Source organism: Exiguobacterium sp. s43 (assembly GCF_018617255.1).
Taxonomy (GTDB): domain Bacteria; phylum Bacillota; class Bacilli; order Exiguobacteriales; family Exiguobacteriaceae; genus Exiguobacterium; species Exiguobacterium profundum.
Genome location: NZ_JACSJT010000004.1, coordinates 90,980 through 102,950, shown reverse-complemented (window position 1 = coordinate 102,950; position 11,971 = coordinate 90,980). Strand labels below are relative to the sequence as shown.

Sequence of the window (11,971 nt, the reverse complement as noted above, 5' to 3'; positions counted from 1 at the left end):
ACATGAAACTCGGAATTTTAGGTGCCGGGAAAGTGGGACGTACGCTCGGGGAGCAGTTCGAACGAGCAGGCTATGAGGTGCTGTACGGGACACGGACGGAGCGGGAAGGGACATTGACGCTACAAGAGGTCGCCTCGACAAGCGATGTCCTATTGCTCTGTACGCCGTTCGCGGCCGCAGTCGATCTGTTACCGACACTCGACGGACTGGATGGGAAAGTATTGATTGATGTGACGAATCCAATCGCCATCGAATTTAACGAAGTCGAGCGACCGGACGGGGTGTCGGGTGCGGAGTATTTGCAGCGACTCATTCCTGATACGAAAGTTGTGAAGGCGTTCAATCAGACAGGGGTCGAGAATTTAGGCGATCCGGATGGCTCCGTCATGTTCGTCGCGGGTGAAGATGAGGAAGCGGTGCGGCTTGTCGTCGAACTATCGAACAAGATCGGCTTCGATACGCATCCGCTCCATGGGCTGAAGCTTGCTCGTGAGTTGGAAGGGTTGGCGTGGCTCTGGATTCATAATGCGGTGAAAGAGAGAAAATCACGGGACTTCGCCTTCTACTTAACAGAAAATTAAAAGACGATCGGGGCGATATGCCTCAATCGTCTTTTTTGATTAAAAACCTGTATAGCGATCAGAGCGTGTTTGAAGCAGCTCAATCGTCTCGCGCTCAATCTGCTCGACTTCCCGTTGTTGCCAACCTGGCATGAGGAACGCATCGACGAGTGCCCAAATGCCTGTGATGAATGCACCGAGACCGAGCGTCAAGACGACGAGTAGGACCATGGCGATTCCTGAACCGATTTTTTTGAAATAGAAACGGTGCGCACCAAATGCACCGAGGAAAAACCAAAGCAAGTAGGCGACGAGCAAGCTACGTTTTCGTTTTTCGACTTCGCTGTTCACGAGTAACATTTCTTCTGTCGTCAAATCCATACGCGAATCATACATAGGACTCCAACTCCTTATCCATAATTGTTATAATGAGTTCGCACTCAAGTATATCGGAAAATGGATTTGTTTCCATGATTTCCTAAAAAGAAAAGAGGTTCTTTATGCTTTTTCCGATTTTGACGTTCATCGTCGCCTTCGTTCACGTCGTTGGTGGAGCGATTGCCCTTTATCAATATCCACAATATAAGCGCATGGCCATCAGTGCCATCGTGCTCGGGTTCGTCTACGGTGGGTTGACCGTAGCTGTGATTGGATTATGACGAACAGACCACTGCGTTCGCGACTTCAAATGAAGAGCGGTTATCAATTAGGGACATACTTATTTTTAAGTCTCATCATTTTTGATTTACTCTTAGGCGACGTTCCGAGAATCTCGTTTGCGATGTATGCAGTTTTCTTTTACTTTTGGCAACGGGAGCGTGTAGAAAAAGAAGAGAAGGGGTTAGCCGAGAAGATGAAGCGGAAGTCGGATGAGTGGACGATCACATTCGTCGTCTTGCTTTGTTTGGTAGGCTATGTGGTCTCCCTTGGCCTACAATATCCTTCTGTTTCGTTGCTCGAACTGAGCATTTATGGCTTCTCGACAATCTTCTGCATCCGGGCGTTGACCTTGATCTATGCGATGCACCAACAACAGCTCGACTAAAACCCATCCCTTCGCTGAGAAAGGATGGGTTTGATTTAGGAAGCCGCTCGTCGTAAAACGAGCTTTTCTTTTACATAAATTCCGCTATAGACGAGGAAGCAACCGAAGCTGACCAACAGTCCGATGTAGACGCTCATCATGAACGGGGTGAGGAGCGACCCGATTAAAATCGTCGAGCGTGATAAGAAGTCGGCACCGGCGAACGACGTTCCGGCAAACGCCGAGTACGCACCACGTCGGTCTTCTGGCATCATGTTCGCCTTCTCCGTATTCAATACGGGCGAGTACAACAATTCGCCGAACGTTGCGATGAGCATGAAACCGAGGAGGAGCATCATCGAGTTCGCACTCGTGATGACGGCGTATCCGATCGTGTACAACGCGAGTCCGCCGAGTAGCGTATGCTTGTTTGAGAAACGGGAGGCGAGACGTTGAATGAAGAACGTCAACGCGACGACGATGAGCGTGTTCTCGATTTGAATGAGACTCATCATCCGCACCCCATTGATTGTCCATGATTCAATCGAGAGCGGTTCGAATGAATCGGCGAGCCGGACCGCGACATAACTACCCATCGAGAACTCGGCAGCGAGGATACACATCGAGCCGAAGACGACTTTGACGAACGGACGGTCACGCCAGGCGATTTGATAGCTTTGGAACACGTCGACGAAGACGAGGCGGAGCTTTTGGGACGTCCACGTCCGTTTCGTGTCTTCGAGGAAGATGGCGTACGCGATCGGCAACATGCTCGACGTGAACGTCAAAATCCAAAACAGTAACAGTTGGTTGCTGACATAGAGCCAGCCCCCGAGTGCCGTCCCGATCGTGATTGAGAGGTTGATCAACCAGTAATCGAGCGCATAAACGGCTTTTCGGTTCTCAGGTGTTGTCGCGTCGATGATGATGGCACTCATCGCAGGCCGCCCGAGGTTATTCGTGACCGTGAAAATCGTATAGGCGATCATAAAGACGATCATCTGGTCGAACTGAAGACTGAGCGTCATGACGAGAAACATCGATGCCGTGAGGCTGGCCGTCAACACGAGAAGTCGCTTTCTTGAAAACTTATCGGCGAGGTATCCCCCGATTAACCCGATCACGTATCCGAGACAGACGAGCGAGATCAAGAAGACTCCCGCTATCCATTCGTTGAACGCTTTGACAAAGAGAAGTGCCATGAACGGCATGATGGCGAATGAGACCGAACGGTTAAAAAATGATGTCACGAGTCGAACTTTTATTGGTTTAGGTATATCTTTCCATTTCATCTTGTCACCTTCCATTCTGTACCTGTATGATAAACAAGACAACAGATTTGAAAAATGGACGACATGGGGAAATGATGTCCACTTTTAAGGGGGGATGTGACGTGGATGCATATTTATTTCGATTGTGGAAAGAGTGTCGGGATGGGGCGTACACGATTTCCGATATGGCGGAAGCCATTCATTTAAGCCCGAAACAGACGAAGCGTCATTTGGCACGGTGGCAAGAAGAAGGGTGGCTCACGTATACGAGTGGACGCGGACGGGGAAATTTGACGCGTCTCGAATGGCTACGACACGTCGAGCGTGATTTGGCAAAACAGTTGCTTGACCGCATGGAGAAAGAGTCGGTCGAGGCAGTGACGAATCAACTGGAGTGGGACTGGTCGCCTGCGCAGGCAGGACGGTTCATGCGCCAGCTCGAGAAGAAGTTCGGTTACGTCCAAACGTCGAGCGATGCACTCATCATCCCGCGACGCCGTCACTTTTTGACGACACATCCGCTCGAGGCGGCTGACATCCACAGTGCCCACCTCGTCCAGAACGTCTTCAATCGTCTGTTCATGATTGACGCGTCCGGGGAGGTCACGGGGGAACTTGCGCATCACTATGAATGGCAGGGGAGTACGCTCGTCTTGTTTCTTCGGAAAGGGGTCCGTTTCCATGACGGGTCGCTCATGACGAGTAAAGATGTGACGAAGAGTCTGCGCATGCTCGTTCAGTCAGATGCGTATCGCTATATGTATCGGCACGTCCGGCATATCGCATCGAACGGCACGTATCGCGTCGACGTCACGCTCGACCGGCGACGGAATTCGTACATCCCGAAACTGTCGATGATCCATACGAGTATCGCCAAAGGAAGTGTCGGGACTGGGCCGTTTCAATTGGATCGCCATGACAAGGAGAAGACGGTCCTCCTCGCCTTCGAGAATTATTTCGGGGTGCGGGCACTCCTGGACCGGGTCGAGTTCATCAAAGTGCCGGACGGATACGATCCGACGTATCGGATCTCATCAAGGGATTCCAAAGAAACTGGACACATCTCGACACCGTCTGGGTTCGGGCTTGTCATCTTGAACAGTCATCCGAATAGTGTGTTCGCGAATGAAGAGGCGCGGCATTATATGCATCGCTTGATTGCGGAGATTCGACCGGAGATTGGGACGTTGAATGAACGGAGAACGCCGAACGACCGAGGGTTTCTCGGTTCGATGAGCGAAACGTATCGCATTCCAAAAGGAACACCCGTCACATTCGACCGACCGATTCGAATCAAACAGACGGACTTTACGAATGATACGACCGACTGGATTGCCGAAATGTTAACGCGTCACGGCATCGCTTATGAGTTCGTGCCCATCAGCTTCAAAGATTCAATCCATGACAAGACGTATTATGAATACGTCGATTTGGTCGTTCACGGGGAAGTGTTCGAGCGGAACATCACGCTCGGGTTTGAACAGTTCATGACGAACGAGTACTCGCCCCCGCATAAAGTGTTCCCTTATATCGAGGGGATGGCGGAGCGGGTCAGGCAATATGATGACCTGCCGTTTGAAGACTGGTTGCCGCTGCACCGGGAGATTGAACGCGAGTTGAAAGAAAAGTCGTATTTCATCCCGCTCTATAACGAGGAGCGGACGATCCCGTTCCCGGTCGAGCTGAAGGACGTCTGTGTCGACTTGTTCGGTTATTTTGATTTTGCGAAACTATGGATTCCATCATAAGGAGGGGTTCGATGAGGAAAAAACTATTGTTGGCATTTCTTTTCTTCAATCCAATCGTATTTCTGATTGGATGGTGGAACGGAGAATGGGTGATGATAACAGTGGCGGGATTCGGTGTTGTCTTCCATGTACTTTACCAGGAGCAACTCGAACAGTTCGATGGAGAGAAGGTGAAGTCACTGATACAGAATGTCGATTCGAAACTCGTCTCATCGATTGGCTTTCTTTCAATTTTCAGCTTTTTTGTCGTCGTCTGGTTCTTTGACGAGACGTCAGTTCCGTTGCTTGATACGATGTACGTCGTGTTTGGTGTCATCATGATGCGTCGTGGTATGTTGATTCGCAGTGCCGTACTCCATGAAAAGATTGATTTGACGAACGTCATCCATATAAAGAAAACCCCGAGCTCGTAAGACTCGGGGTTTCATTATGCGGATTTGTCCGTGCCTTCTTTTTTGACTTTTCGGGCGAGTGCCAAGATTTGATATACTTTGAAAAAGTCGTAAGCGGCGACGGCGATGATGAAGTACGTCCAGAAGCTGAAACCGTACTCTTGTACCGAGAAGTACGCGAGGACGGTGAACAACACACCGAACGATAGACTGAAGAGCATCATCACTTTTAATTGTCGCGGCATAACTGCCACCTCATTTCTACATTAAAAATAGTACGAGCATCACGAGCGCGTTGTTAAACGCGTGGATGGCGATCGGAACGATCAATCGTCTTGTCTTCGCATACGCGTAAGAGAACGCGAAACTCATCGCGATATAGACGAGGAATCGATTATCTTGGTGGATGAGTGCGAATAAAATCGAACTGACACCAAAGGCAATCCAGAAACCGAAGCGCGCGTTCAAGTTCCCGAACAAAATATGACGGAAAAGAATCTCTTCGATGATTGGTCCGAGCAAGACGACCGGCAAAATCATGAGTGGAATAACTTCCACCATATCAGCGATGTTTTGTGTGTTCATCGATTCGACAAGTTCGCCCGAGATGGCCGTCTCAATCAAGTTCGCCACGATGACGAGCCCGTATTGCATCAAAATCCCGAGCCCGATCCATTTGACCGTGTCGTTCAAGTTCGACTGGATGCCTTGCGCTTTGTATTGTTTCAAGTCTGGCCAGATGAGCAAGATTGACAGAACAATCGTCACACCGAATCCGATGGCGAGCCAGAGCCCGACGAACGTTTCTGTTAGCCATTCCGGTCGTACTTCACTGAGGACGAGCGGGAATAGCTGGACGAACGCATATAGTAAAATCGGGGTGAGGTGCCGGAGACGAATGTTAGGCGCCATCGAAAAACGGGTATTTATCGATTGGTTTGAGTTTAGTGTAGCCAATTCAACACGTCCTTAATATAAGAGTGAACCTACCTTTCTCTCATTGTAACAAATAAGTTCTCTTGACCGCGAGTAAGAGCATTTTTTAATGTTCCCCACTTGATTTTTTAATCGGCTCATACTACACTTATCAATGTTAGCACTCCTTTTAACTGAGTGCTAAAACCTTACGATACACATTACATCATTCATATTCGGAGGAGGTTTTTTCCATGTTGAAACCACTAGGCGATCGTGTCATCATCGAAGTCGTGGAGAAAGAAGAAAAGACGATCGGGGGCATCGTGCTTCCTGATACGGCGAAAGAAAAGCCGCAACAAGGGAAAGTCGTCGCAGTCGGTACAGGCCGCGTGACGGACGAAGGCAAGCGCATCGATCTCGACGTGAAAGAAAATGATTTGGTCATCTACTCGAAGTACGCAGGTACCGAAGTGAAGCATGATGGAAAAGAGTACTTAATCGTTCGCGAGAGCGATATTCTCGCAATCGTAGGCTAAGCACCATTATTCAAAAACTTTATTAGGGGGAAATGAACGATGGCAAAAGATATCAAATTCTCAGAAGATGCACGTCACGCGATGCTTCGCGGCGTCGACGCACTCGCTGACGCAGTCAAAGTAACAATTGGACCAAAAGGACGTAACGTCGTCCTTGAGAAAAAATTCGGTTCACCACTCATCACAAACGATGGCGTGACAATCGCGAAAGAAATCGAACTCGAAGACCGCTTCGAAAATATGGGCGCGAAACTCGTTGCTGAAGTTGCGTCGAAGACGAACGAAGTCGCAGGGGACGGTACGACAACAGCGACAGTCCTCGCACAAGCGATGATTCGTGAAGGACTCAAGAACGTCACAGCGGGCGCGAACCCGATGATCCTTCGTAAAGGAATCGACAAAGCGGTCACACGTGCGCTTGAAGAGTTGAAAGCCATCTCGAAACCAATCGAGTCAAAAGAAGCGATCGCACAAGTCGCGGCCATCTCGGCAGCGGACGAAGAAGTCGGCGAATTGATCGCAGAAGCGATGGAGCGCGTCGGGAACGATGGTGTCATCACAATCGAAGAATCACGCGGTTTCACGACAGAACTCGACGTCGTTGAAGGAATGCAGTTCGACCGTGGATACTTGTCACCATACATGATCTCAGACTCTGACAAGATGGAAGCGTCACTCGACAACCCTTACATCTTGATCACAGACAAGAAGATCTCAAACATTCAAGAAATCATCCCAGTGCTCGAGCAAGTCGTGCAACAAGGGAAGCCGATCTTGATCGTCGCAGAAGACATCGAAGGCGATGCCCTCGCAACACTCGTCTTGAACAAACTCCGTGGTACGTTCAATGCGGTAGCCGTCAAAGCACCAGGATTTGGTGACCGTCGTAAAGCGATGCTCGAAGACCTCGCGACACTTACAGGTGGTCAAGTCATCACAGAAGACCTCGGTCTCGACCTCAAATCGGCATCACTCGACATGCTCGGTCGCGCATCGAAAGTCGTCGTCACAAAAGACACAACGACTGTCGTCGAAGGTGCAGGGAACGAAGAAACGATCAAAGCACGCGTTCAAACGATCCGTAACCAAATCGAAGAGACAACGTCTGACTTCGACCGTGAAAAACTCCAAGAGCGTCTCGCGAAACTCGCAGGTGGCGTAGCCGTCGTCAAAGTCGGTGCAGCGACGGAGACTGAGCTTAAAGAGCGTAAACTCCGCATCGAAGACGCACTCAACGCGACACGTGCGGCCGTTGAAGAAGGAATCGTGGCGGGTGGTGGTACATCACTCATCAACGTCATCCCAGCCGTTCGTGCGTTGCTTGCAGAAGTGACAGCGGATGAAGCAACTGGTGTCAAACTCGTCCTTCGTGCACTCGAAGCACCGGTCCGTCAAATCGCGGAAAACGCGGGTGAAGAAGGTTCGGTCATCGTCGAGAAACTCAAGAACGAGTCAGTCGGTGTCGGCTACAACGCGGCAACGGGCGAATACGTCGACATGATCGCACACGGGATTGTCGACCCAGCGAAAGTGACGCGTTCAGCACTCCAAAACGCAGCATCTGTCTCAGCGATGTTCCTCACAACAGAGGCCGTCATCGCAGACAAGCCAGAAAAAGATGGTCCTGCAATGCCTGACATGGGCGGAATGGGCGGTATGATGTAATCATCGCCGCATCAAGAAACGACTGAAAAACCTGATCCTGGTTGAATGATATGCTCCCCGATAGGTAGACAGATGAAATAACAAATCTGTTTATTCTATTGGGGAGTGTTTTTTTTATGGCGAGAAGTCGGCATTCGATCGAACAATAACTGAGTGCGCTGCGCATGATAGAAGCAGAAACATACACATGGAAGGAGATCATGGAGACCCATGACGTCTCTAAGGATGCCCTCCGGGTGTGGAAAGTGAAATTCGATACCGGCGGGATCGATGCGTGGAAGGAATCGAAGACATGGAAACTGTACACCAAGGAACAGAAGCTCGCGGACCGGCGTGGACGGACGAAGCAAGAAGAGGAACTAACCAACGAGGAGAAGCTCGAAAGTCGCATCCAACAGATCGAGCGGGAGAACGAGCGCCTGCGGGCCGAGAACCTGTTCCTAAAAAAGTTAGAGGAGATCGAGAGGAGAGGTTGATCAGCCAGATCCGGCTACAATTGCGTTACATGGCGATCGAGGAAATGTCGACAACCGATACGTTCCCGGTCGTGCTCCTGTGTGAGATCGCGCAGGTCTCACGGGCCGCCTATTATAAATGGTTGAAGCGTACCGTCTCGGTATGCGAGGAGGAGAACCTAAGCCTACTTGAGGACATCCGCCTCCTCTACGACCAAGTGAACGGGACCTACGGCTATCGACGAATCACCATGACGGTCAATCGCAGACGACGCCAGCATGGCCTGCCGGCATACAACGAGAAGCACATCTATCGTCTCATGCGCATCCATGAGATTCGTTCGGTCATCCGCCAGAAGCGCAAACGGTACAAAAAGTCGTCCCCGCAGCATGTGGCCGAGAATCTGATAAACCGGGAATTCAGTGCGTCCCGACCGGACGAGAAATGGTGCACCGACGTCACCGAGTTCAAATATGGCACCGGGAAGAAGGCGTATCTGAGCGCGATCATCGACCTCTATGACGGCTCGATCGTCGCCTATCGCATCGGGAAATCTAACAACAACGCGCTCGTCTTCCAGACGATGATGCCAGCGATCGCGGGGCTCCGTACAGGAGCGGGTCCGATGATCCATAGCGACCGAGGATATCAATACACATCGAGAGGGTTCAAACGCATGGTAGAAGAGAAGATGCGGGGCTGACCCACAGCATGTCCCGGGTCGGACGTTGCATCGACAACGCCCCGATCGAGAGCTTTTGGGGTACCCTGAAAGTCGAGATGTACTACCTGCGTGAGTTTCAGGCATATAGCGAACTCACATCGGCCATCGAGACCCTACATATCGTTCTACAACCATGACCGTCTCCAGAAACGCCTAAACGGCTTGAGCCCTGTCGAATAAAGGGCTCAAGCCGCCTAGGCCGGTTTTCATTATTTGCACTGTCTACTTGACGGGGAGCAGTTCAGAATACCGGACGAGGGTTCTAAATGTCTCCTAACAAAATTATGTAGTGTCTAACTTTTTTGGTCCATTTCAAAGTGATATTCTTTTTGTAAATGGATAAAAATTTGTGCTAGTGAGGAGATAAATAGGATAGTCCACTTTTAAAGCGCATTACACAACAATTATTGAGAATATTGAAAAAATTTACTATAATTGTATTAATCAAGGTTACATGATAAGCGAAACTTTCTTGCGTAGCCCTTTTTATATTGGTAGAATTAGGTATTATAAGACTATTTAAATTACATCATGGGAAGAGGCTTGTGATATGTCTACAGGAAGTATTGGTTTTGAAGAAAAATTATGGTTTTAGGAAGATAAGAACGTTGTTTTTAGGACCTCTATTCTTGAAGTATGTTTCTGATTCTTTTTAAGAAAAGTATTTTGAATTAACAGAGGATGAATGGGCTGATCCTGAAGATAGGGATGAATATTTAGCAGAAAATATTTAATGGGTAGGTATCTAAAGAATTATGCAGGTGATAACTGAACTGGCAAAAGCTTTTGTACTTTGTGCTACGGAACTAGAAGCACAAGAATTTAACGCAGAGATCGGGTTCTTCTGAAAGGCAGTAAAAGCTGGACTAGTAAAATTGATTCCTATTCAAGGTAAAAGGAAAACTCCAGAACAAATTGATGCTCAATTAAATTGACTCATTTCTAAATCTGTAATATCTGATGAAGTAATTGATATTTATAGTTCACTATGCATACAAAACCCAGACATCTCTATTCTATCCGATGAATTTTTAGACGAGGGACGTGCTCTGCCTCAAAAAAACTTAGCAGTTGAATTACTAAACCGGTTATTTCAAGGAAAAGTTAAAAATGTTTAACGTACAAATTTAGCGAAAACACAAAAATTCACAGACATTCTGCAGAATGCTATTAACAAATACAATAAACGAGCAATTGAAACTTCAGAAATTATTTAAGAGCTAATTGAACTTGCAAAAGAGATGAATGAATCTTATAAAGCAGGAGAAGTATTAGAGCTTGTTCAAGAAGAGGTAGCTTTTTATGGTGCGCTTGCATCACATGAGACAGCTGAACAAGTCTTAGATGATATCCTTAAAGTAATTGCTCATGAACTTACGAAGGCAATTAAAGAGAATATGAGCATTGACTGAAGTTTGAGAGAATCGTCCAGAGCAAAGATGGGGATTACGGTTAGAAGGCTTTTGAAGAAATATGGTTATCCACCTGATTTGCAGAAGTTGGCTGTGGAAATTGTTGATGAGCAGGCTGAATTAATAGCGGCTAATACAAAATTATAAAAGAATAAAAACTAAAGAGATAAGAGGTTAATTAAATGGAATCTGAAAAATTTATAGTTCCAATTTCTAACTTTGTTATTGAGTCCGCTTTTAAAATTGGTGATGTATATTATACTCCTCCATTGAACTCTATATTGGAAGGGGGATATACATATACAGATTCAATTGTTGAAAGTGAATTTGAAATGATAAAAAATTGCTTAGAAATATTAGATTCTAATTCAAATCAAGAGTGGATAAACTATACGCTCGCAATAACCACATTTCCTGTAAAAGAATATGTAAATTTTGAAGAAGCATTTTTATATGTCAATGAAATCTGTGAAAAGATTGATAGGTCTATGGATTATTTTAGGTTAAAAGAGTGTCAAATAGGGAATTTTGATACTCTTCCTGGTTTAGCTGGAATGCTAAATGATGGTTACAAAAATGTTTTCAAAGTAAATACAAAAACAAATCATTATGAAATGATTTCAGGAGAAGTAACTATCATGTTGAGAAAAGGAATAGGTATGATGCCGTCTAGGGAACCTAGTTCGTATGATCTGAATTCATTAGATTATAAATTAATTTTCAGTGATAGGGAAGATGAAGTATTTTTAAATTGTAGAGCAGCGCTAACAAGGATAAATGAAGCAATGTATATGCATAATTTGAATACAGCATTTATATATTTAATGACTACACTCGAGATGCTTGCAGATAAAGATGAAATGCTGCAATTTCAAAAAGTTAAATCTAAAATTATCCCCTTTATAGTAGAGTCAAAAAAAGAATATCATAGGTTATCTAGCGAGATGGTTAATCTCTCAAAACATAAAAGAACTGAAATTGTTCATAATGGTAAAAATATATTTGAATTATATGAAAATCAGAATCAAGTCAAAAGAGAACTATTTAACCTTACTGGAATAATTATCGAATATGTCAGAGCTGTATATAAAACAGACATGAAAAGCTTTGACTCATTAGATTATATAAGAAAAGAAATAATAGAGACTCTGGGCGTTTGATATGATATTGGAATTACATGAAGGAAGACTAGAAGATTATTTGAAAACACTTCTGATCTTCTTTTTTATTGTTTATATATCTTTTGAGTAGATGAAATGTTTTAA

At 46.5% G+C, this 11,971-nt stretch carries 15 protein-coding genes and 3 pseudogenes; 14 read left to right on the top strand and 4 right to left on the bottom strand.

Translation table 11 applies throughout. The annotated features are described in order from the left end of the window. The first annotated feature begins 2 nt into the window (after positions 1-2). Positions 3-581 (top strand): NADPH-dependent F420 reductase, encoded by a 579-nt coding sequence (locus tag KNO79_RS14005; RefSeq protein ID WP_214691569.1) that lies wholly within the window; start codon positions 3-5, stop codon positions 579-581. Between the two features lie 39 nt (positions 582-620). Here KNO79_RS14005 and KNO79_RS14000 read toward each other — a convergent pair whose 3' ends face one another. Further along, the gene (locus KNO79_RS14000; RefSeq protein WP_074032574.1) at positions 621-956 is read right to left on the bottom strand and encodes a TM2 domain-containing protein; all 336 of its coding nucleotides are present in this window, start codon (positions 954-956) and stop codon (positions 621-623) included. A 104-nt stretch (positions 957-1,060) separates the two neighbouring features. Here KNO79_RS14000 and KNO79_RS13995 point away from each other — a divergent pair, with 104 nt between their 5' ends. Next, a complete protein-coding gene (locus KNO79_RS13995; RefSeq protein ID WP_015880595.1) occupies positions 1,061-1,219 on the top strand; it encodes a hypothetical protein in 159 nt (52 codons plus the stop codon). After that, positions 1,216-1,605, top strand: a complete 390-nt coding sequence (locus KNO79_RS13990; RefSeq protein WP_015880596.1) for a hypothetical protein — start codon at positions 1,216-1,218, stop codon at positions 1,603-1,605. Before KNO79_RS13995 ends, KNO79_RS13990 begins: the two co-directional genes overlap by 4 nt. Positions 1,606-1,640: 35 nt before the next feature. Here the strand turns inward: KNO79_RS13990 and KNO79_RS13985 are convergent, their stop codons facing one another. Continuing rightward, positions 1,641-2,876, bottom strand: a complete 1,236-nt coding sequence (locus KNO79_RS13985; protein WP_168169827.1) for an MDR family MFS transporter — start codon at positions 2,874-2,876, stop codon at positions 1,641-1,643. 101 nt (positions 2,877-2,977) lie between these two features. Here KNO79_RS13985 and KNO79_RS13980 point away from each other — a divergent pair, with 101 nt between their 5' ends. Then, complete coding sequence (locus tag KNO79_RS13980) at positions 2,978-4,603, top strand: ABC transporter substrate-binding protein (protein WP_214691568.1); 1,626 nt, start codon at positions 2,978-2,980, stop codon at positions 4,601-4,603. 11 nt (positions 4,604-4,614) lie between these two features. Continuing rightward, positions 4,615-5,016 carry a hypothetical protein gene (locus KNO79_RS13975; protein ID WP_214691567.1) on the top strand — a complete coding sequence of 134 codons (402 nt, stop codon included), beginning with the start codon at positions 4,615-4,617 and terminating at the stop codon, positions 5,014-5,016. A 14-nt stretch (positions 5,017-5,030) separates the two neighbouring features. On the opposite strand, the gene KNO79_RS13970 is transcribed toward KNO79_RS13975, so the two are convergent. After that, positions 5,031-5,240 (bottom strand): YdiK family protein, encoded by a 210-nt coding sequence (locus KNO79_RS13970; RefSeq protein WP_015880600.1) that lies wholly within the window; start codon positions 5,238-5,240, stop codon positions 5,031-5,033. 16 nt (positions 5,241-5,256) lie between these two features. Continuing rightward, positions 5,257-5,952 (bottom strand): CPBP family intramembrane glutamic endopeptidase, encoded by a 696-nt coding sequence (locus KNO79_RS13965; RefSeq protein ID WP_078146181.1) that lies wholly within the window; start codon positions 5,950-5,952, stop codon positions 5,257-5,259. A 212-nt stretch (positions 5,953-6,164) separates the two neighbouring features. Here KNO79_RS13965 and groES point away from each other — a divergent pair, with 212 nt between their 5' ends. From groES to KNO79_RS13935, 9 genes and pseudogenes are all read left to right on the top strand, one after another. After that, positions 6,165-6,449 carry a co-chaperone GroES gene (groES, locus tag KNO79_RS13960; RefSeq protein ID WP_015880602.1) on the top strand — a complete coding sequence of 95 codons (285 nt, stop codon included), beginning with the start codon at positions 6,165-6,167 and terminating at the stop codon, positions 6,447-6,449. Positions 6,450-6,488: 39 nt separating this feature from the next. After that, positions 6,489-8,114: a chaperonin GroEL gene (gene groL, locus KNO79_RS13955; protein ID WP_214691566.1), complete on the top strand. Its 1,626-nt coding sequence runs from the start codon at positions 6,489-6,491 to the stop codon at positions 8,112-8,114. A gap of 164 nt (positions 8,115-8,278) precedes the next feature. Beyond that, positions 8,279-8,590 carry a hypothetical protein gene (locus KNO79_RS15740; protein ID WP_353048703.1) on the top strand — a complete coding sequence of 104 codons (312 nt, stop codon included), beginning with the start codon at positions 8,279-8,281 and terminating at the stop codon, positions 8,588-8,590. Continuing rightward, positions 8,587-9,273, top strand: coding sequence for an IS3 family transposase (locus KNO79_RS15735; RefSeq protein WP_353048702.1), 687 nt, complete (start codon positions 8,587-8,589; stop codon positions 9,271-9,273). The genes KNO79_RS15740 and KNO79_RS15735 overlap by 4 nt, the downstream gene beginning before the upstream one ends. Positions 9,274-9,281: 8 nt before the next feature. Next, positions 9,282-9,347 (top strand): annotated as a pseudogene (locus KNO79_RS15730) (hypothetical protein); the annotation flags it as partial. 16 nt (positions 9,348-9,363) lie between these two features. Beyond that, positions 9,364-9,474, top strand: a complete 111-nt coding sequence (locus KNO79_RS15725; RefSeq protein WP_353048701.1) for an IS3 family transposase — start codon at positions 9,364-9,366, stop codon at positions 9,472-9,474. 370 nt (positions 9,475-9,844) lie between these two features. Then, a pseudogene (locus KNO79_RS13945) lies at positions 9,845-10,025 on the top strand (SAM-dependent DNA methyltransferase); the annotation flags it as partial. A gap of 24 nt (positions 10,026-10,049) precedes the next feature. After that, positions 10,050-10,853: pseudogene (locus KNO79_RS13940) on the top strand (DUF3387 domain-containing protein); the annotation flags it as partial. Between the two features lie 35 nt (positions 10,854-10,888). After that, positions 10,889-11,866 carry a hypothetical protein gene (locus KNO79_RS13935; protein WP_214691565.1) on the top strand — a complete coding sequence of 326 codons (978 nt, stop codon included), beginning with the start codon at positions 10,889-10,891 and terminating at the stop codon, positions 11,864-11,866. Positions 11,867-11,971 lie beyond the last annotated feature (105 nt).

Bases quoted from the DNA above. Each gene is read 5' to 3' on its own strand.
- KNO79_RS14005 (WP_214691569.1), top strand. From the start codon at position 3: ATGAAACTCGGAATTTTAGGTGCCGGGAAAGTGGGACGTACGCTCGGG.
- KNO79_RS14000 (WP_074032574.1), bottom strand. From the start codon at position 956: ATGTATGATTCGCGTATGGATTTGACGACAGAAGAAATGTTACTCGTG.
- KNO79_RS13995 (WP_015880595.1), top strand. From the start codon at position 1,061: ATGCTTTTTCCGATTTTGACGTTCATCGTCGCCTTCGTTCACGTCGTT.
- KNO79_RS13990 (WP_015880596.1), top strand. From the start codon at position 1,216: ATGACGAACAGACCACTGCGTTCGCGACTTCAAATGAAGAGCGGTTAT.
- KNO79_RS13985 (WP_168169827.1), bottom strand. From the start codon at position 2,876: ATGAAATGGAAAGATATACCTAAACCAATAAAAGTTCGACTCGTGACA.
- KNO79_RS13975 (WP_214691567.1), top strand. From the start codon at position 4,615: ATGAGGAAAAAACTATTGTTGGCATTTCTTTTCTTCAATCCAATCGTA.
- KNO79_RS13970 (WP_015880600.1), bottom strand. From the start codon at position 5,240: ATGCCGCGACAATTAAAAGTGATGATGCTCTTCAGTCTATCGTTCGGT.
- groES (WP_015880602.1), top strand. From the start codon at position 6,165: ATGTTGAAACCACTAGGCGATCGTGTCATCATCGAAGTCGTGGAGAAA.
- groL (WP_214691566.1), top strand. From the start codon at position 6,489: ATGGCAAAAGATATCAAATTCTCAGAAGATGCACGTCACGCGATGCTT.
- KNO79_RS15740 (WP_353048703.1), top strand. From the start codon at position 8,279: ATGATAGAAGCAGAAACATACACATGGAAGGAGATCATGGAGACCCAT.
- KNO79_RS13935 (WP_214691565.1), top strand. From the start codon at position 10,889: ATGGAATCTGAAAAATTTATAGTTCCAATTTCTAACTTTGTTATTGAG.